Genomic DNA, 18,185 nt, shown 5'->3' with positions numbered 1-18,185 from the left:
GAAGGCGTCGGAGTTCAGAGGGGATCGGGTGGATCACAGTGCATCCGGCGGTTCAGGGGCACGTGCCTTCTGGGTCGTCGAACCGGGGCACGGCGAGATCCGCGACGTCGCGCTGACGGCCCCCGGCCCGGACGACGTGCTCGTGCGCACCCTGACCTCCGGCGTCAGCCGCGGCACGGAGACCCTCGTGTTCCGCGGCGGGGTGCCGCAGAGCCAGCACGCGGCGATGCGGGCACCGTTCCAGGACGGGGAGTTCCCCGGACCCGTGAAGTACGGCTACCTCAACGTCGGCGTCGTCGAGCAGGGCCCGCCGGACCTGCTCGGACGCACCGTGTTCGGGCTCTACCCGCACCAGACCCGCTGGGTGGTCCCGGCGACCGCGGTCACGATCGTCCCCGACGACGTCCCGCCCGCCCGTGCGGTGCTGGCCGGCACCGTCGAGACCGCGGTCAACGCCCTGTGGGACGCCGCCCCGCTGGTCGGCGACCGGATCGCCGTCGTCGGGGCCGGGATGGTCGGGTGCTGCGTCGCCGCGGTGCTCGCCGGGTTCCCGGGTGTGCGCGTCGAGCTGGTCGACCTCGACCCGGCGCGGGCCGCCGTCGCCGACGCGCTCGGCGTCGGCTTCGCCCTCCCGGCGGACGCGGCGGGGGACCGCGACCTCGTGGTGCACGCCAGCGCCACCGACGCCGGGCTCGCGCGGAGCCTGGAGCTGCTCGCCGTCGAGGGGGAGGTGCTGGAGTTGAGCTGGTACGGCGACCGCGCCGTCACCGTCCCGCTCGGCGCGGGCTTCCACTCGCGGCGCCTGAGCATCCGCGCCAGCCAGGTCGGGATGGTCGCCCCGGCCCGGCGGGGACGCCGCAGCCACGCCGACCGCCTCGCGCTGGCGCTGCGCCTGCTCGCCGACCCGCGCTACGACGCGCTCGTCACCGACTCGGCGCCCTTCGACGACCTGCCGCGGCTCCTGACCCGCCTCACCTCCGGTGAACCGTCCGGGCCCTGCGTCCGTGTCGTCTACGGCTGAGTTCTCAGCTGTACGGAAGGGGCAACCGTTGTTCAGCATCACCGTCCGCGACCACGTGATGGTCGCGCACAGCTTCCGCGGCGAGGTCTTCGGGCCCGCGCAGCGTCTGCACGGCGCCACGTTCGTCGTCGACGCCACGTTCCGCAGGCGCGATCTCGACGCCGACAACATCGTCGTCGACATCGGGCTGGCCACGACCGAGCTCAAGGGGGTCCTCGCCGACCTCGACTACCGCAACCTCGACGACGAGCCCGCCTTCGCCGGGATCAACACCTCCACGGAGTTCCTGGCGAAGGTGGTCGCCGACCGGCTGGCCGACCGGGTCCACTCCGGCGCGCTGGGCGAGGGTGCCCGCGGACTGGCCGGGATCACCGTCGCGCTGCACGAGTCGCACGTCGCCTGGGCGAGCTACGAGCGCGCGCTGTGATCGGGGCCGGCACGAGCGGGGCCGTCCACGTGATCGTCCCCGCCGACATCGACGACACCTCCCGTCCCAGCGGCGGCAACACCTACGACCGGCGCGTGATCGCCGGGATGCGCGCGGCGGGTGCGACCGTGGCGCAGGTCGCCGTCGCCGGGCGGTGGCCGCGGCCGTCGGTCCCCGAGCGCGGTGCACTGCAGCGCACCCTCGCGGCCCTGCCCACCGGATCGGCGGTCCTGATCGACGGGCTCGTCGCGTGCGGCGTCCCCGACGTCGTCGTGCCGCAGTCGCGTCGCCTGGAGATCGTCGTGCTCGTGCACCTGCCGCTCGGCGACGAGGTGGGCGCCGCCGACCTCGCGGACCGCGAGCGCGAGACGCTGCACGCCGCGGCGGCCGTCGTCGCCACCAGCCCGTGGACCGCGCAGCGGCTGCGCGAGAAGCACGATCTCGGGTCCGTCGACGTCGTCACCCCCGGCGTCGACCCGGCCCCGTCCGCGGTCGGGACCGACGGCGTGGGCCGGCTGCTGTGCGTCGGCTCCGTGACGCCGACGAAGGGCCAGGACCTGCTGGTCGAGGCGCTCGCCCACGTCGCCGACCGGTCGTGGAGCTGCGACCTCGTCGGACCGCTCGGCCGCGCCCCCGCGCACGTCGCCGACGTCCGGGCGGCGATCACCCGGTACGGGCTCGACGGCCGGATCCGGATGCCGGGAGCGCTGGTCGGTGCGCCGCTCGCCGCCGCGTTCGCCGCGGCCGACCTGCTCGTGCTGCCCTCCCGCGTCGAGGCCTTCGGGATGGTCGTCACGGAGGCGTCGGCCCGCGGGATCCCGGTGCTCGCCACCGACGTCGGGGGAGTCCGGTCGGCGCTGGGCGGCGCCGGGCTGCTCGTCCCCACCGCCGACGTCCCGGCCCTCTCGATGGGTCTGATCCGCTGGTTCGACCGGCCCGACCTGCGCACCGAGCTCCGCGCGGGCGCGCAGGCCCGCCGCACCGAGCTCACCGGGTGGGAGGTGACGTCCCGATGCCTGATCACGATCCTGGACCGCGCTCGGAGCGGTACGCCCGCCTGAGCGTCGCGGGCTCACCGGTCTGCACCCCGGGCTGGCTGACCCTGCGCGAGCCCGCCGACGCCGACGCCCGGTCGGCCGAGCTGGCCCAGCGGGTCGGCGGGCTCGCCCCGACGGTCGTCCGCGACGTCGGGTGCGGCACCGGGTCCATGGTGCGCTGGCTCGCGCCCCGGCTCGCGGGATCGCCGCGGTGGATCCTGCACGACCGCGACCCCGACCTGCTCGCGCGCGCCGTCGCGGGCACCCCGTCAGCGGAGGGGGTCGGAGGCGACCTGACGACACTGCGCGCGGCCGACCTGGCCGGGACGTCGCTGGTCACGGCGTCGGCGCTGCTCGACCTGCTCACCGCCGAGGAGGTCGACGCGCTGGCCGCCGCGTGCGCGGGGGCCGGGTGCGCGGCGCTGCTGGCGCTGTCGGTCACCGGGGACGTCGCGATCGACCCGCCCGACCCGCTCGACGCCGCACTGGCCGCCGCGTTCGACGCCCACCAGCGCCGGACCGTCGACGGCCGCACCCTGCTCGGCCCCGATGCCGGGCCCGTCGCCGCCGCGGCGTTCGCCCGGCACGGCATGGCCGTCGAGACCCGCCCCAGCCCGTGGCGGCTCGGGCCGGAGAGCGCCGAGCTGGCCGAGGAGTGGCTGCGCGGCTGGATCGCCGCCGCCGTCGAACAGCGGCCCGACCTGGACCGGGAGGCGGGTCGGTACCTGCGCCGCCGGCTGGTCGCGCGCGCCGCCGGGGCCCTGCGCGTGACCGTCGGGCACGTCGACGTGCTGGCGGTCCCGTCGTGAGGGTGCTGATCGGGGCGGCCGTTCTCGTCGCGCTGGCCGTGTGGGTCGGCACCGACGCCGTGCTCGCCGGCCTCGCCGCGATCGACCCCCCGGCCGTGCTCGCCGCGCTCGCCGTCGGGCTGCTCACCACGCTGTGCGCGGCCGGTCGCTGGTGCCTGGTCGCACGCGGACTGGGGTTGGCGCTGCCGTTCGCGACGGCCGTCGCCGACACCTACCGGGCCGTCGCGCTCAACTCCGTCCTGCCCGCGGGCGTGCTCGGCGACGTGCACCGCGCCGTCGCCCACGGCCGCGCCGACGGGCGGGGTCTGCGCGCCGTCGTGCTGGAGCGGACGGCGGGGCAGGCGGTGGTGGTCGTCGCCGGGCTGCTGGTGCTGCTCGCGCAGCCCGTGCTGCTCGGCGGGCTGCTGCCCGGGTTCGCCGTCGGGGCGGGGCTCCTCCTGGCGGCGTCCCGGGTCCCGCGGGTGCGGTCCCTGCTCGTCCCCTTCCTCGTCGACGTCCGGCGGTTCACCGCCCGCACCGCTCTGGCGGTCGTCGCGCTGTCGCTGACCGCGCTGGCCGGGTACCTCGTGCTGTTCGTCGTCGCCGCGCGGGCCGCGGGCGTCACGGCGCCGGTCGGCGAGCTGCTGCCGCTGCTGGTGGTGGCCCTGCTGGCGATGGTGCTGCCGCTCAACGTCGGGGGGTTCGGACCGCGCGAGGCGGCGGGCACCGTCGCGTTCTCCGCCGCCGGGCTCGGTGCCGCGCAGGGGCTCACCACCGCCGTCGTCTACGGGGTGCTGGGCATGATCGCCTGCCTGCCGGGCCTCGCCGTCCTGCTGCGCCCGGTGCCGCGGCCGGAGCCCCTCCCGTGCTGATCCTCGTCCGCCACGGCCAGACCGCGGCCAACGCACGCGGCCTGCTCTGCGGGCGTGCCGATCCGCCGCTGACCGACCTCGGCGGCCGTCAGGCCCGGGCGCTGGCGGCGGTGCTGCCGCGGCCGTCACGGGTCGTGTCGAGCCCGCTGGGCCGGGCCCGCGCGACCGCCGCGGCCTTCGCCCCGGCGGGTGTGGAGGTCGACGAGCGCTGGATCGAGATGGACTACGGCACCCTCGACGGCGCCGCCCCCGCCGACGTCGACGTCGCCACCTGGTCGCGCTGGCGGACCGACCCGGACTTCGTGCCCGCGGGCGGGGAGTCGCTCGCCGCCGTCGGGGTGCGGGTCCGGGAGGCGTGCCGGGACCTGGCGTCCGACGCCGCCCGGGGTGACGTCGTGGTCGTCAGCCACGTCTCGCCGATCAAGGCGGCGGTGGCGTGGGCACTGGGCCTGGCCGACGTCGCGGTGTGGCGGCTGTTCCTCGCCGACGCCGGGGTGTGCCGGATCGACACCGGCGGGCGGGTGCCGCGGCTGGTGACGTTCAGCGATCCGGGCTGAGCCGCGCATAGACGTCGCCGGAGCGGCCGAGCGGGCGGAACCGGTCCAGCAGCGCGCGGAGGCCGTCGGCGTCGAGCCACCCCTCGGAGGCGAGGGTCATGGTCTCGACCGGCGAGTAGTTGTAGCGGTACGGGCCGAGGGCGTCGACCAGGTCGAGCGCGGCGAGTGCGGCGTCGTGGGCGGGCGGCAGGTACTCGAACGACAGCGCCCGGACCGGCCGGCTCAGCCCGTGCAGCACGTCGAGCTCGAACCCCTCCACGTCGATCTTGACGAACGCGGGCTCACCGTGGGCGGCGATCAGGGCGTCCAGCGTCGTCACCGGGACCTCGACGGAACGGTCCCAGCGCACCCGGGCGAAGCCGCGGTCGGTGCCGACCGTGCCGATCCACTCCGGCGACATCGACGACACCGTGGGTGTGGCGCTGGACAGCCCCAGCCGGGCCGTGCCCGCCGCCGCGCCGACGGCGACCGGTGCGATCACGACGTCGTCGTCGCGCCCGAAGAGCAGGCGCAGCACCGTCAGGCAGTCGGGCTGGGGTTCGAGCGCGACGACCCGCACCCCGAGCTTGCGCCACGCCCGGACGCGGCTGCCGACGTGCGCGCCGACGTCGAACGCGACGTCGCCCGGCCCGAGGAACCGCCCGTAGAAGGCGACGATCCGGCGGTGCCGGCCGGGGATGCCGTGGTACATCGCGAGCGAGCGGGCCACGCCCCGCACGCGCGCGAATCCGCTAGCCAACGACGTCGCCCCAGACCGCCGCCGCGCCGCTGTGACCGGCCAGGACCGTCGCGACGACGGCCACCACCCCGGCGACCGCCGCCAGCACCCCGACGATCCGCCCGCGGTCGCGGCGGGCCAGCAGGTACGCGGCCACGGCGAGGACCGCGAACGGCCACGACGTGAGGACGGTGAGCGTGCCGAACCGCTCGTGCTGGTCGATCACCGGCTCGAAGCCCGGCGTGATCTCGATGGCGTCCTCCAACTGCTCGCCCGCGATCCGGGCCGCCACCGCGGCGACCGCGCCGCCGAGGGCCCCCGCCGCGACGAGCAGCCCGTACGGGCGGGCCCACACCGGACGCACGGCCACGGCGACCGCGCCGAGCGCCGCCAGGGGGAGCAGCACGACGACGGCGTGCACGAGCAGTGGATGGGCCGGGACGCCCGCGACGGAGAACACCGCGGCATTGTCCTACGGAACATCGCCCGCTCCCGGGGCGTTCGGAGTAGAGGTTCTTCGACATCTGGAGGTTCGCACCATGTCCGAAACGGCCATCCTCGCCGGCGGGTGCTTCTGGGGCGCCCAGGAGCTGCTGCGCAAGCGGCCCGGCGTCCTCTCGACCCGCGTCGGCTACTCCGGCGGCGACACCCCGAACGCCACCTACCGCAACCACGGCGACCACGCCGAGGCGGTCGAGGTCGTCTTCGATCCCGACGTCATCTCCTACCGCGCGATCCTGGAGTTCTTCTTCCAGATCCACGACCCGTCGACGAAGGACCGGCAGGGCAACGACGTCGGTCGCAGCTACCGCTCCGCGATCTACTACACGACCGACGAGCAGAAGCGGGTGGCCCTCGACACGATCGCCGACGTCGACGCCTCGGGCATCTGGCCCGGCCGCGTCACCTCCGACGTCGAGCCCGCCGGCCCGTTCTGGGAGGCGGAGGAGGAGCACCAGGACTACCTGCAGAAGTCGCCCTACGGCTACACCTGCCACTACGTCCGCCCCGACTGGGTCCTGCCGCGGCGCGAGGCCACGGCCCGCTGACGACGGACGGCACCCCCGGAGCACGGGGGTGCCGCTCACCCGGGCCCGGTCAGAGGAGGCCGGCGGCCCGTGCCGCCACGACCGCCCGGCCCCGGTTGGTCACCCCGAGCTTGCGCATCGCGCTGTGCAGGTAGGACTTCACCGTGACGACGCCGATGCCCATCTCGGCGGAGACCTCGGCGTTGGTCGACCCGACGGCGACGAGCCGCAGCGCCTCCGCCTCCCGAGGTGACAGGGTCGGGCCGCCGACGACCGGCTGCACCGGCGTGGCCGCGTCGGCGAGCTCGGTGTGGATACGGCTCAACCGGGCCCGCAGCCGCGGGTCGGCCGTGGAGCGGGCGAGTTCGGCCAGCTCGTCGAGCGCCGTGGCGACGCGGCCCTGCGCGGCGGGCGTCCCGATCAGCGCCGTGACGTCCCGCGCGACGTGGGCGGCGACGATCCCCGCGTTGCGGACGGCGAGGTCGCCGATGCGGCTGCTCTCCCGCGCCGCGCCGTACAGGACCCCGCGCACCGCGCCGTCCACGACGACCGGGTACGCCATGACCGACGCCAGCTGCTCGTCCTCCACGACGGCCTGGTCGTAGTCGTGGGTGATGCCCGGCGTCGAGGCGTAGTCGCTGACCCGGCACGGCGTCCTCCGCTCCATCGCGGCGCCGCCCAGCCCCCGCCCGGTGACGACCCTGACGAGCCGGAGCGCGTCGCCGTAGGTGCCGGCCGTCCGGCTGATGGTGAGCTGCAGCGCGCCCTGCACCGGCCGGGTGCTCCCGCCGAACACGACCGGCAGCCCGGTCGCGCTCCGGAGCTCGGCCAGGTGGCGGGGCAGGACCGCGTCGAGGGCGCGGGACATCGCTTCGTCGTCGATCACGGACTCCTTCGTCCTGATCAGGCGGTTTCCACCCGAGGTGTCGTGGGGTGCAACGACGCGCGGGTCGCCGAGAACATCACCCGATCGGGTCGTTCCGGCCTACCTACTTTGGTTCGTGGTCGCGTCACCTCGTCCGGACGGGCCCGGTTGGGTCCACAACGTGTGCGATGTCACCGCCCACGGACCGGAGGAGGAGCCCCGATGCCCACACCCGCCACCACAGGGAGCCCACCGGTGCCGCTGCGCCGGGTCGCGGCCGCGAGCTGCGCCGGGACGACGATCGAGTTCTACGACTTCTTCATCTACGGCACCGCGGCCGCGCTGGTGTTCCCGAAGGTCTTCTTCCCCGCGCTGGGCTCCACCGCCGGCATCGTCGCCTCGTTCGCGACGTTCGCGGTGGCCTTCTTCGCCCGCCCCGTCGGTGCGATCGTGTTCGGCCACTACGGCGACCGCATCGGCCGCAAGCGCACCCTGATCTCGACGCTGCTGCTGATGGGCATCGCGACCGTCCTGATCGGACTGCTGCCCGGAGCCGAGACCATCGGGGTGGCCGCGCCGATCATCCTGGTGGTGCTGCGGTTCGCGCAGGGATTCGCCGTCGGCGGGGAGTGGGCCGGGGCGACGCTGCTGACGGCCGAGTACGCGCCGAAGGAGAAGCGCGGGCTCTACGGGGTCTTCCCGCAGCTCGGCCCGGCGATCGCCTTCGCCCTGTCGTCGGCCACGTTCCTCATCACCGGCCTCGTCATGGGCGACACCGACGAGGCGTTCCTGTCCTACGGCTGGCGGATCCCGTTCCTGCTGTCGATCCTGCTCGTCGGGGTCGGGCTGTGGGTGCGCCTGTCCATCGAGGAGACCCCGGCGTTCAAGGAGCTCCAGCAGCGGGCACAGGCGGACGCCGCGTCGCCGGACCGGTCGCGGCGGCTGCCGTTCCTGGACGCCGTGCGCGCCCAGCCGCGCGAGGTGCTGCTCTCGGCCGGCGCGCTGGCCATGCTCTTCGCGTTCTTCTACATGGGCACCGCCTACCTGACCTCCTACGGCACCAACCCCGACGGCGCCGCGCTCGCCCGCCCGGTCGTGCTGGGTATCGGCATCGTGGTGGCGGTGGTGTTCGGCATCGCGACCGTCGTGGCGGGGGTGCTGTCGGACCGCTTCGGCCGGCGCAACGTCATCCGCACGTCCTGTGTCGCCGGGATCCTCTGGGCGCTCGTGCTGTTCCCGCTGCTGGACACCGGCACCGCGACGGCGTTCGCGATCGGCCTGTCGGTCACGATGGTGATCTTCGCGATCGCTTACGGCCCGGCCGGGTCCTACCTGCCCGAGCTGTTCGCCGCGCGCTACCGCTACACCGGTGCGGGGCTGGGCTACAACCTCGCCGGCGTGCTGGGCGGGGCGATCCCGCCGCTGCTCGCCGCGGGTCTGGCGGCGTCGTTCGGGTCGTTCGCGATCGGCGTCATGCTGTCGCTGATCGGCGTGCTCTCGCTGGTCTGCGTGTCGCTGCTGCCCGAGACCCGCAACCGGGCGCTGGAGCACGAGCAGACCGAGACCGTCCGGGCCTGACCGACCACCCTGCGGTGGTGGCGCGGCGCCTCGGCTCCCTGGGCGCCGCGCCACCGCACCCCCCCGGCGACGGCCGCGACGGGCACCGAGCCCGGCGCCGCTCGGGGCGGCGGGTACGGCCGCCGCCCCGGGCGGGGACCACGGTGCGGCCGGGGTCCGGCCGGGCAGCCTGCCGGCGGTCGTGACCAGGTCGCGCCCGAGGGTCCACACCGCGCCGTGGTCACCGCGACAGGGCCCGTGGGAGGGCGGGTGCCCGGCCCCAGCGCCCTCACCAGCGTCGCTCTGGTCCGCTCGTCGTGGATCGGGTACGCCCAGCCGTCGGTCGACTCGAGGACCGTCGGGTGTGCGAGGACCACAGCCCCGACGGCCGCACCGCCGTCACGGCGTCGAGCCGGGTGCGCAGCGGGCCGCGCGGGCGGTGCACGACGAGCGTCCCGTCGGTGTGCAGGACCGCGGTGTGCGCGGTGTGCGCGACCTGCCATGCGACGACGGCGCCGACCGGGAGCAGGACCAACCCCGGCAGCCCCCCGCCGGCCAGGGCCGACGCGACGAGCACCAGGCCGGCGCGGGCGATCAGGGCGGAGAGGCCCAGCCACGTGCGTCAGGATCCGCGCAGCGGCCGACGGGCGACGCCGTCGACCTCGGGCTCCGCCATGTCCGCTCCCCGTCCCGCCGACGCCTGCGCACCGGCGAGCGTGGACGAGGACGCGCGGGGAAAGGGGAGTGCCGCGGATCGGCTGTGGTGCCCCCGGCAGGATTCGAACCTGCGCTTTCGCCTCCGGAGGGCGACGCTCTATCCCCTGAGCTACGGGGGCTCGGGTACGTCGAGCCTAGCGCACCCGCCCGGTCACAACGGCAGGGGAGTCCCGCCGCGCTCGACCAGCAGCCGGCGCAGGTAGTCGGACTCCGACGCCTGCGAGCCGAGCATCTGCGCGGCCAGGCTGCGGACCTGCGGGACCGCGGCGACGTCGGCCGCGTAGCGGAGCATCTCGGCCCCGCCCTCGTGGTGGCGCAGCATCAGCTGGAGGAACAGCACGTCGAGCTGAGGGCCGGTGGCGGCGCGCAGCGCGTCGAGGTCGGCCGCGGAGGCCATGCCCGGCATCGTCGTGACGACGCCGGTGGCGGCGTCCATGTGCCCGTGCCCGCCGGGGCCGCCGGCCATCCATCCCATGTAGCCGCCGATCGGCAGCGCGGGGGCGTCCCACAGGGCCAGCCACCCCTGCATCTGGCCGACCTGGTTGTTCTGCGTCTTCTCGATGTCGGTGGCGATCTGGGCGAGGACCGGGTCGGCGGTGTGGTCGCGCTCCCAGCTCGCCATCTCGACGGCCTGCAGGTGGTGCACCGACATGTCCTGGGAGAACCCGACGTCGACCGGGCCGGGCTCCGGGGTCGACGAGCCGGGGAGGCCGAGCAGCAGCCCGCCCGCAGCGCCGAACAGCAGGAGCCCGAGGACCGCGACCAGCGCGACCAACGGGCGCACCCACCGCGCCTCGCCGCCACCGGTGGGCGGCGGCGAGGTCGTGGTGGGCGGGGCGGTGACGGTCACGATCCGGCGTCGGGGGTGACGGTGTCGGCGCCCGCGGTGCTCTCGGGCTGCGTCCCGGGCGTGCCCGGGGCGGGCGCGGGGACGAACGGGGGCGGGTCGGCGCGGACGAACCCGCCGGGCCCGACCTCCTCACAGCTGGCCCCCGGCTCGGGGTGCGTGTTGCGGTTGACCCGCAGCGCGGCGACGAACTGGTCGATGCGGCCGTCGGCGACGTCGGTGAGCTTCAGCTGGTGCCCCCAGGACTGGAGCGAGAACGGGGAGTCCATACCGGGGTACGGCGACATGACCATGTACTGCTGGCCGTCGACCTTCGCGCGGAGCGTGTCGAGCGCGGCACCGGAGACCAGGTCGGGGTTGTAGGTGATCCACACCGCGCCGTGCTCCAGGGAGTGCACGAGGTTCTCGGTGCGCACCGGCTGGTCGTAGACGACGCCGTTGCACGCGGCCCAGACCGCGTCGTGCGCGCCGCCGAAGGGCGGGCTCTGGGTGTAGGCGACCTGCGTGACGGGATCGACGTGCTGCCCACCGGTGTACTCGACGACCTGGACGCCCTCGATCTGCGTCGACGGGTCGGGGTTCTCCGCCGTGGGGGTGAACGGAGCGAGCGCGGAGAGGCGGTCGGCGTTCGCCTGGTTCTGGATGAACGCGTAGCCGAAGACGGCCCCCGCGAACACCACCACGGCGAGCACCGCCGCGATCAGGCCCCACGGCGTCGACCGCTGGGTCACGACCGCGGCCCGCGCGTTGCGGGCCGCCTTGCTGTTCTTGCCGCTGACCATGAACCGTCCCACCATCGCGTCCGGGTGCCGTCACCCGGACGGCCCTTGCGGCCCCCGAGTCTAGGAGCGGTGCCTGAGAAACCGATGAGCAGCACCTCCTCGGGACGGAGGGGACGACGGGGGAGGCCCCGGGGCGGGTAGATCTAGACTCGGCGGGTGACCCCCGCCCAGCTCGCCGACCTGGTCCGCACAGCAGCGACCGAGGTCCTCACGACGCGCGGCCTGGACGTCGCGGCACTGCCCGACGACGTCGGTGTCGAGCGCCCCCGCAACCCCGACCACGGCGACTACTCCACCAACGTCGCCATGCGCACCGCGAAGAAGGCCAGCGTCCCGCCGCGCGACCTCGCGACCTGGCTGGTGGACGCCCTCGGCACCCTCGACGGCATCGCGTCGGCCGAGATCGCGGGCCCCGGCTTCATCAACCTGCGCCTCGCGGCCGACGCCCAGGGCGCGGTCGTCGGCGACGTGCTGGCGGCGGGCTCGACCTACGGCACCGGCGACGAGCACGCCGCCCGCACCGTCAACCTCGAGTTCGTCTCGGCCAACCCGACGGGGCCGCTGCACCTGGGCCACACCCGCTGGGCCGCCGTCGGCGACGCGCTGGGCCGGGTGCTGGCCGCGCGGGGCGCGAAGGTCACCCGCGAGTACTACTTCAACGACGCCGGCGGCCAGATCGACCGGTTCGTCGCCTCGCTGGTGGCCGCGGCCGAGGGGAAGCCGACGCCGGAGGGCGGCTACGGCGGCGCGTACATCGGGGAGATCGCGGAGAAGGTGCTCGCCGCGGAGCCCGGGGCGCTGACCGACCCCGACCGCGACGAGGTGTTCCGCCGGATCGGCGTCGAGCTGATGTTCGACGAGATCAAGCGCGCCCTGCACGCCTTCGGCACCGACTTCGACGTGTGGTTCCACGAGAAGTCGCTGCACGACTCCGGGGCCGTCGACGCCGCGGTCCAGCGGCTCAAGGACTCCGGCAACCTCTACTTCGCCGACGGGGCGTGGTGGCTGCGCTCCACCGACGAGGGCGACGACAAGGACCGCCCCGTCATCAAGAGCGACGGCAGGCCGGCCTACATCGCCGGCGACCTCGCCTACTACCTCGACAAGCGCGCCCGCGGCTTCGACCTGTGCATCTACATGCTCGGCGCCGACCACCACGGCTACATCGCCCGGCTCCGCGCGGCCGCGGCCGCGTTCGGCGACGACCCGGACACCGTCGAGGTCCTGATCGGGCAGCTGGTGCGGCTGTTCAAGGACGGCCAGATGCTCAAGATGAGCAAGCGCGCCGGCACCGCGGTGAGCATGGACGACCTGGTGGAGTTCGTCGGCGTCGACGCGGCCCGCTACTCGCTGATCCGCAGCTCGATCGACTCCGTCCTGGATCTCGACCTCGACATCCTGTCGAAGCGCAGCAACGACAACCCCGTGTTCTACGTCCAGTACGCGCACGCCCGGCTGGCCTCGCTGGCCCGCAACGCCGCCGACCTCGGCCTGGAGCCCGGCACGGCGTTCGGCCTGCTGGAGCACCCGCGCGAGGGCGACCTGATCCGGACGATCGGGGAGTTCCCCGCGGTGGTCCGCTCGGCCGCGGAGCTGCGCGAGCCGCACCGCGTCGCGCGCTACCTGGAGACACTCGCGGCGGCGTACCACAAGTTCTACGACGCCTGCCGGGTCCTGCCGATGGGTGACGAGGAGATCTCCGAGCTGCACCGCGCCCGCCTCGCGCTGTGCGTCGCGGCCCGCCAGGTGTTGGCCAACGGACTCGACCTGCTGGGCGTGAGCGCGCCGGAGCGGATGTGACCGGCGACGTGTTCGTTCCCGCGGAGGCGACGTCATGAGGGCGCATCCGGCGGGGCCCCTGCACGCCGGGATCTCGGCCCCGCCCGAGACGGCGGGCCCGCGTCCCGTCGACGCCGCGGGGTTCGACGAGCTGGCCCCCTCGGTCTGGCCGCGGAACGCCGCGCGCGGGGCCGGCGGGGCGCTGGAGATCGCCGGGCTCGACGTGCGCGACCTCGCCGCCGAGTACGGCACCCCGCTGTTCGTGATCGACGAGGACGACTTCCGCTCGCGCGCGGCGGAGTTCGCCGCCGCGTTCGGGGCGTCGTCGGTGCACTACGCGGCGAAGGCGTTCCTGTCCGTCGAGGTCGCGCGCTGGGTGGCGCAGGAGGGTCTCTCGCTCGACGTCGCGAGCGGCGGCGAGCTGGCCGTCGCGCTGCGCGCCGGGTTCCCGGCCGAGCGGATCGCGGTGCACGGCAACAACAAGTCGACCGGGGAGCTCGCAGCCGCGGTCGACGCGGGCGTCGGCCGGGTCGTGATCGACTCCTTCCACGAGATCGCCCGGCTCGACGCCATCGCCACCGACCGCGGGGTCGTCACGCCGGTGATGATCCGCCTGACGGTCGGGGTCGAGGCGCACACGCACGAGTTCATCGCCACCGCCCACGAGGACCAGAAGTTCGGGTTCTCGATCGCCGGGGGCGAGGCGGGCGCTGCGGCCGAGGCGGCACGACGGGTGCTGCGCTCGCCGGGCCTGTCGCTGGTGGGCCTGCACAGCCACATCGGCAGCCAGATCTTCGACACCGAGGGCTTCGAGGTGGCCGCGCACCGCGTCGTCCGCTTCCTCGCCGCGCTGCACAAGGAACACGGCGGCGACGCGCTGACCTCGCTCACCACCCTCGACCTCGGCGGCGGCTTCGGCATCGCCTACCGCGCGGGGGAGACCCCGCTCGACGTCGCCGAGCTCGCCGAGGAGCTGCGCGGCATCGTGAAGAAGGAGTGCCACGCGGAGGAGCTCGACGTGCCGGAGATCGCGGTCGAGCCCGGGCGCGCGATCGCGGGACCGGGCACCGTCACGCTCTACGAGGTCGGCACGCTCAAGGACGTGTCGCTCGGCGGGTCGACCGGCCGTCGCTACGTGAGCGTCGACGGCGGGATGAGCGACAACATCCGCACCGCCCTCTACGACGCGGTGTACGACTGCCGCCTGGTCTCGCGCTCCTCCGAGCGCGACGGCAGCGGCGAGGCCGTGCTGTCGCGCGTCGTCGGCAAGCACTGCGAGAGCGGCGACATCGTCGTGCGCGACTGCTGGCTGCCCGCCGACCTCGCCCCCGGCGACCTGCTCGGCGTCGCGGCCACCGGCGCGTACTGCTACTCGATGGCCAGCTCGTACAACCGCCTGCCCCGCCCCGCGGTCGTCGCGGTGCGTGCGGGGGAGGCGCGGGTGATCCTGCGGCGGGAGACGCCGGAGGACCAGTTCCGGTTGGAGGTCGGGCCGTGAGACCTGTCACGCCCGCCGACCGCCCCGGTGCCCGGCACCGGACCATGGGCCCACTGTCGTCAGCGAGGAGTCCTCAGTGAACGGGAACGCGGTGCGCGTCGCACTGCTGGGCTGCGGCACCGTCGGCGGGGAGATCGTCCGCCTGCTGCGCGAGCAGGCCGACGAGCTTGCGGCGCGCGCGGGAGCCCCCGTCGAGCTGGTCGGGGTGGCGGTGCGGCGCCCGCACAAGCACCCCGAGCTGGGCGATCTCCTCACCACCGACGCCACCGCGCTCGTCACGCGCGACGACGTCGACGTGGTCGTCGAGGTGATCGGCGGCATCGAGCCCGCTCGCACGCTGCTGCTCGAGGCGCTCAAGGCCGGCAAGTCGGTGGTCACGGCGAACAAGGCCCTGCTCGCGGAGGAGGGTGCGGCGCTCGCCGCGGCCGCCGACTCATCGGGTGTCGACCTGTTCTACGAGGCGTCCGTCGCGGGCGCGATCCCGCTGCTGCGACCCCTGCGCGAGAGCCTGGCCGGGGACCGGATCACGCGCGTCGCCGGGATCGTCAACGGCACCACCAACTTCATCCTCTCCGCGATGACGGAGTCCGGCGCCGGTTACGCCGACGCGCTGGAGGAGGCCACGCGGCTCGGCTACGCCGAGGCCGACCCGAGCGCCGACGTCGACGGCTACGACGCCGCGTCGAAGGCCGCCATCCTCGCCACGCTGGCCTTCCACACCCGCGTCACGGCCGCCGACGTGCACTGCGAGGGCATCCGGCACGTCACGGCGTCCGACATCGCCGCGGCGCGGGGCATCGGCTGCGTGATCAAGCTGCTGGCGATCTGCGAGCGCAGACCGGCCACCGACGCCGCTCCCGAGGCGGTCTCCGCCCGTGTCTACCCGGCGATGATCCCCGCCGCGCACCCGCTCGCCACCGTCGACGGCGCGTTCAACGCGGTGTTCGTCGAGGCCGAGGCGGCGGGGCAGCTCATGTTCTACGGTCAGGGCGCCGGTGGCGCGCCCACCGCGAGCGCCGTGCTGGGCGACCTCGTCGCCGTGGCGCGCAACCGCGTGCACGGCGGGCGCGGGGCACGCGAGTCGGCCTACGCGCACCTGCCGGTGCTGCCGATCGGTGCGGTGGACACCCGCTACCACGTGAGCCTGGAGGTGGCCGACCGCGCGGGCGTGCTGGCCACCATCGCGGGCGAGTTCTCCACGCACGGGGTGAGCATCGCCGCCGTGCGACAGACGGGCGGTGTCGCCGACTCCGCCGGGTCCGGCACCGTCAGCGCCGCCCGGCTCGTCGTCGTCACCCACGCTGCGCCGGAGGCCGCGCTCGCCGCCACGGTGCAGGTGCTGGCCGGGCTCGACGTGGTTCGCGCCGTCGACAGCGTGCTGCGCGTCGAAGACCTCGGACGAAAGGGAGTGGCGCCGTGACGTCGTTGACGACGCACCGCTGGCCGGGAGTGATCGAGGCCTACCGGGACCGGATGCCGGTGGAACCGGGGTGGACGGTGGTCACGCTCGGCGAGGGCGGCACGCCGCTGCTCCCCGCGCCGCACCTGTCCGAGCTGACCGGCTGCGACGTGTTCCTCAAGGTCGACGGCATGAACCCCACGGGGTCGTTCAAGGACCGCGGGATGACGATGGCGGTCACCGCAGCGCTCGCGAACGGCCAGCAGGGCGTCATCTGCGCGTCCACCGGCAACACGTCGGCCTCGGCCGCCGCGTACGCCACCCGCGCGGGCATGACCTGCGCGGTCCTCGTGCCCCAGGGCAAGATCGCGCTCGGGAAGCTGGCCCAGGCCGTCGCGCACGGGGCCCGGATCCTGCAGATCGACGGCAACTTCGACGACTGCCTCGAGCTCGCCCGCAAGACCGCGGCCGACTACCCGGTGGCCGCGCTCGTCAACTCGGTGAACCCGACCCGGATCGCGGGTCAGGCGAGTGCCGCCTACGAGATCTGCGACGTGCTGGGCCGCGCGCCCGACGTGCACTGCCTGCCGGTCGGCAACGCCGGCAACATCACCGCGTACTGGGCCGGCTACCGCGCGTACCTCGACGACGGTCTGATCCCCGCGCCGCCGCGGATGTTCGGTTACCAGGCCGCCGGGGCGGCACCGCTGGTCCACGGCGCGCCGGTCAAGAACCCCGAGACGATCGCCACCGCGATCCGCATCGGCTCCCCGGCGTCGTGGACGGCCGCGATGACGGCCCGCGACGACTCGAACGGGAAGTTCGCCGCCGTCACCGACGACGAGATCCTCACCGCCTACCGGTTGCTCTCCGCGCGCGAGGGCGTGTTCGTGGAGCCGGCGTCCGCGGCGAGTGTCGCCGGGCTCCTGCAGTCCACCGGCGACGGCACGCTGCCCCGCGGCTCGCTCGTGGTGTGCACCGTCACCGGCCACGGGCTGAAGGACCCCGACACCGCACTGCTCACCGCGCCCACGCCCACCGTCGTCCCGATCGACCCGAGCGCCGTCGCTGCGGCCCTGGAGCTGGCCTGATGGGACGGCCGAGCGAAGTCCGGGTGCGGGTCCCGGCCTCGTCGGCGAACCTGGGCCCCGGATTCGACTCGCTCGGTCTCGCGCTCGGCCTCTACGACGAGATCGAGGTCTGCGTCGCCGGCGACGGGGTGAGCGTCGAGGTCGTGGGCGAGGGCGCAGGGCAGGTGCCCTGTGACGATTCCCACCTCGTGGTCCGCGCCATGCGCACCGCGTGGAACATCACCGGCGACGCGCCGGCCGGCCTGAGACTGCGCTGCCGCAACGCGATCCCGCACTCGCGCGGGCTGGGTAGCTCGGCGACCGCCGCGGTGGCCGGGGCCGTCGCCGCGATCGTGCTCGCCGGGCGCGACGCGGAGCTGGAGCAGGACACGTTGTTGCAGGTCACGGCGGGGATGGAGGGGCACGCCGACAACACCGCGGCGTCCCTGCTCGGCGGGTTCGTGATCGCATGGGAGACCGTGGGGAACACCGCGGGGCGGTTCCACGCCGTACGGCTCGACGCGCATCCCGGGATCCGCCCCGTGGCGCTCGTCACGGGAACGGAGTCGTCCACGGCGACGACCCGGGGCCTGCTGCCCGACCGGGTCCCCCTGGTCGACGCCGCCTTCACCGGCAGCCGCACCGCACTCGCGGTGCTGGCGTTCACTTCTCGCCCCGATCTGCTGCTCCCGGCCACCGAGGACCGCCTGCACCAGGGCTACCGGCGTCCGGCCTACCCGGACTCCGCCGACCTGGTCGACGCGCTGCGCGCGCGGGGCGTCCCGGCCGCGATCTCCGGTGCCGGGCCCACCGTGCTCGCCCTCACCACCGGCGGCAGCCTGCCGGACGGGCTGGACCTGCGCGGCTTCTCGACGCTGCCGCTTCCCATCGACGCGGCAGGGGCGCAAGTCGAGATCGGCTGACACGCCCGGGGTGGTGGTTGCCGTGACCAGCGCGGGAGTCTAGTCTCGGCCTCGCAACGGCGATCCACGCGTCAACCGCGTGGCCACTCGGGCCATCTGCGCACCCCGGCACCCTGGTTCTCCCGAATCAGCGCTGGAGCCAGACCCGCGCCCGTCCCGAGCGGCCGTCCCCGCGAACAGTCGCAGCGATCGTCGCCCTTGCCTGTCGGGGCGGCCGCGAACTGGTCAGTTTCCCTGACCTGCGATCCGTAGACCGACATGTCGTCCGGCACACCGTCCGGGCGAGTGTGTGACATCCGC

General features: G+C 74.6%; 19 protein-coding genes and 1 tRNA gene. 13 read left to right on the top strand and 7 right to left on the bottom strand.

Going from position 1 to position 18,185, the window contains the following annotated elements; translation table 11 throughout:
- The first annotated feature begins 28 nt into the window (after nucleotides 1-28).
- From I4I81_RS16970 to I4I81_RS16945, 6 genes are read left to right on the top strand one after another with little or no spacing between them, the layout of a single operon-like run.
- Complete coding sequence (locus I4I81_RS16970; protein ID WP_218603964.1) at nucleotides 29-1,021, top strand: zinc-dependent alcohol dehydrogenase; 993 nt, start codon at nucleotides 29-31, stop codon at nucleotides 1,019-1,021.
- Between the two features lie 28 nt (nucleotides 1,022-1,049).
- Nucleotides 1,050-1,448: a 6-pyruvoyl trahydropterin synthase family protein gene (locus I4I81_RS16965; RefSeq protein ID WP_218603965.1), complete on the top strand. Its 399-nt coding sequence runs from the start codon at nucleotides 1,050-1,052 to the stop codon at nucleotides 1,446-1,448.
- Nucleotides 1,445-2,509, top strand: coding sequence for a glycosyltransferase family 4 protein (locus I4I81_RS16960; protein WP_226363415.1), 1,065 nt, complete (start codon nucleotides 1,445-1,447; stop codon nucleotides 2,507-2,509). The genes I4I81_RS16965 and I4I81_RS16960 overlap by 4 nt, the downstream gene beginning before the upstream one ends.
- The gene (locus tag I4I81_RS16955; protein WP_225924618.1) at nucleotides 2,461-3,294 is read left to right on the top strand and encodes a class I SAM-dependent methyltransferase; all 834 of its coding nucleotides are present in this window, start codon (nucleotides 2,461-2,463) and stop codon (nucleotides 3,292-3,294) included. Before I4I81_RS16960 ends, I4I81_RS16955 begins: the two co-directional genes overlap by 49 nt.
- Entirely contained in the window at nucleotides 3,291-4,145 is an 855-nt protein-coding gene (locus tag I4I81_RS16950; protein ID WP_218603966.1) for a lysylphosphatidylglycerol synthase transmembrane domain-containing protein, read from the top strand. The genes I4I81_RS16955 and I4I81_RS16950 overlap by 4 nt, the downstream gene beginning before the upstream one ends.
- Nucleotides 4,139-4,702, top strand: coding sequence for a histidine phosphatase family protein (locus I4I81_RS16945; protein WP_218603967.1), 564 nt, complete (start codon nucleotides 4,139-4,141; stop codon nucleotides 4,700-4,702). Before I4I81_RS16950 ends, I4I81_RS16945 begins: the two co-directional genes overlap by 7 nt.
- Here the strand turns inward: I4I81_RS16945 and I4I81_RS16940 are convergent.
- A complete protein-coding gene (locus I4I81_RS16940) occupies nucleotides 4,686-5,411 on the bottom strand; it encodes an FkbM family methyltransferase (RefSeq protein WP_226363414.1) in 726 nt (241 codons plus the stop codon). The genes I4I81_RS16945 and I4I81_RS16940 overlap by 17 nt on opposite strands.
- Before the next feature lie 22 nt (nucleotides 5,412-5,433).
- Entirely contained in the window at nucleotides 5,434-5,880 is a 447-nt protein-coding gene (locus tag I4I81_RS16935) for a DUF2231 domain-containing protein (RefSeq protein WP_218603975.1), read from the bottom strand.
- 79 nt (nucleotides 5,881-5,959) lie between these two features.
- Between I4I81_RS16935 and msrA the strand changes: the two genes are divergently transcribed.
- A complete protein-coding gene (gene msrA, locus I4I81_RS16930; protein WP_218603968.1) occupies nucleotides 5,960-6,469 on the top strand; it encodes a peptide-methionine (S)-S-oxide reductase MsrA in 510 nt (169 codons plus the stop codon).
- 49 nt (nucleotides 6,470-6,518) lie between these two features.
- On the opposite strand, the gene I4I81_RS16925 is transcribed toward msrA, so the two are convergent.
- Nucleotides 6,519-7,334 (bottom strand): LuxR C-terminal-related transcriptional regulator, encoded by an 816-nt coding sequence (locus tag I4I81_RS16925; RefSeq protein WP_218603969.1) that lies wholly within the window; start codon nucleotides 7,332-7,334, stop codon nucleotides 6,519-6,521.
- 201 nt (nucleotides 7,335-7,535) lie between these two features.
- Here I4I81_RS16925 and I4I81_RS16920 point away from each other — a divergent pair, with 201 nt between their 5' ends.
- Nucleotides 7,536-8,891, top strand: coding sequence for an MFS transporter (locus tag I4I81_RS16920; protein WP_218603970.1), 1,356 nt, complete (start codon nucleotides 7,536-7,538; stop codon nucleotides 8,889-8,891).
- Between the two features lie 268 nt (nucleotides 8,892-9,159).
- On the opposite strand, the gene I4I81_RS16915 is transcribed toward I4I81_RS16920, so the two are convergent.
- The 4 genes from I4I81_RS16915 to I4I81_RS16900 form a co-directional block, all read right to left on the bottom strand.
- Entirely contained in the window at nucleotides 9,160-9,447 is a 288-nt protein-coding gene (locus I4I81_RS16915) for a hypothetical protein (protein ID WP_218616162.1), read from the bottom strand.
- A 184-nt stretch (nucleotides 9,448-9,631) separates the two neighbouring features.
- Nucleotides 9,632-9,706, bottom strand: a tRNA-Arg gene (locus I4I81_RS16910).
- Between the two features lie 32 nt (nucleotides 9,707-9,738).
- Nucleotides 9,739-10,437, bottom strand: coding sequence for a DUF305 domain-containing protein (locus tag I4I81_RS16905; protein ID WP_226363413.1), 699 nt, complete (start codon nucleotides 10,435-10,437; stop codon nucleotides 9,739-9,741).
- Nucleotides 10,434-11,231 carry a thioredoxin-like domain-containing protein gene (locus I4I81_RS16900; RefSeq protein ID WP_225924617.1) on the bottom strand — a complete coding sequence of 266 codons (798 nt, stop codon included), beginning with the start codon at nucleotides 11,229-11,231 and terminating at the stop codon, nucleotides 10,434-10,436. Before I4I81_RS16900 ends, I4I81_RS16905 begins: the two co-directional genes overlap by 4 nt.
- A gap of 141 nt (nucleotides 11,232-11,372) precedes the next feature.
- On the opposite strand from I4I81_RS16900, the gene argS reads away from it, so the two are divergent.
- The 5 genes from argS (at nucleotide 11,373) to thrB (ending at nucleotide 17,885) form a co-directional block, all read left to right on the top strand.
- Nucleotides 11,373-13,016, top strand: coding sequence for an arginine--tRNA ligase (gene argS / locus I4I81_RS16895; protein WP_218616161.1), 1,644 nt, complete (start codon nucleotides 11,373-11,375; stop codon nucleotides 13,014-13,016).
- Between the two features lie 34 nt (nucleotides 13,017-13,050).
- Complete coding sequence (lysA, locus tag I4I81_RS16890) at nucleotides 13,051-14,493, top strand: diaminopimelate decarboxylase (RefSeq protein WP_218605151.1); 1,443 nt, start codon at nucleotides 13,051-13,053, stop codon at nucleotides 14,491-14,493.
- Between the two features lie 76 nt (nucleotides 14,494-14,569).
- Entirely contained in the window at nucleotides 14,570-15,913 is a 1,344-nt protein-coding gene (locus tag I4I81_RS16885) for a homoserine dehydrogenase (RefSeq protein ID WP_218605152.1), read from the top strand.
- Between the two features lie 5 nt (nucleotides 15,914-15,918).
- Nucleotides 15,919-16,983 carry a threonine synthase gene (thrC, locus tag I4I81_RS16880; RefSeq protein WP_218605154.1) on the top strand — a complete coding sequence of 355 codons (1,065 nt, stop codon included), beginning with the start codon at nucleotides 15,919-15,921 and terminating at the stop codon, nucleotides 16,981-16,983.
- Entirely contained in the window at nucleotides 16,983-17,885 is a 903-nt protein-coding gene (gene thrB, locus I4I81_RS16875; RefSeq protein WP_218605153.1) for a homoserine kinase, read from the top strand. Before thrC ends, thrB begins: the two co-directional genes overlap by 1 nt.
- The last annotated feature ends 300 nt before the right edge of the window (nucleotides 17,886-18,185 follow it).

It is taken from the genome of Pseudonocardia abyssalis, assembly GCF_019263705.2.
GTDB classification, from domain to species: domain Bacteria; phylum Actinomycetota; class Actinomycetes; order Mycobacteriales; family Pseudonocardiaceae; genus Pseudonocardia; species Pseudonocardia abyssalis.
Note: the sequence above shows the minus strand (reverse complement) of the source record. Positions and strands in the feature narration are given on the sequence as shown.

What these genes read in the sequence shown, in the direction of transcription:
- I4I81_RS16955 (WP_225924618.1), top strand. Translation starts at nt 2,461, where the DNA reads ATGCCTGATCACGATCCTGGACCGCGCTCGGAGCGGTACGCCCGCCTG.
- msrA (WP_218603968.1), top strand. Translation starts at nt 5,960, where the DNA reads ATGTCCGAAACGGCCATCCTCGCCGGCGGGTGCTTCTGGGGCGCCCAG.
- I4I81_RS16920 (WP_218603970.1), top strand. Translation starts at nt 7,536, where the DNA reads ATGCCCACACCCGCCACCACAGGGAGCCCACCGGTGCCGCTGCGCCGG.
- I4I81_RS16900 (WP_225924617.1), bottom strand. Translation starts at nt 11,231, where the DNA reads ATGGTGGGACGGTTCATGGTCAGCGGCAAGAACAGCAAGGCGGCCCGC.
- lysA (WP_218605151.1), top strand. Translation starts at nt 13,051, where the DNA reads ATGAGGGCGCATCCGGCGGGGCCCCTGCACGCCGGGATCTCGGCCCCG.
- thrB (WP_218605153.1), top strand. Translation starts at nt 16,983, where the DNA reads ATGGGACGGCCGAGCGAAGTCCGGGTGCGGGTCCCGGCCTCGTCGGCG.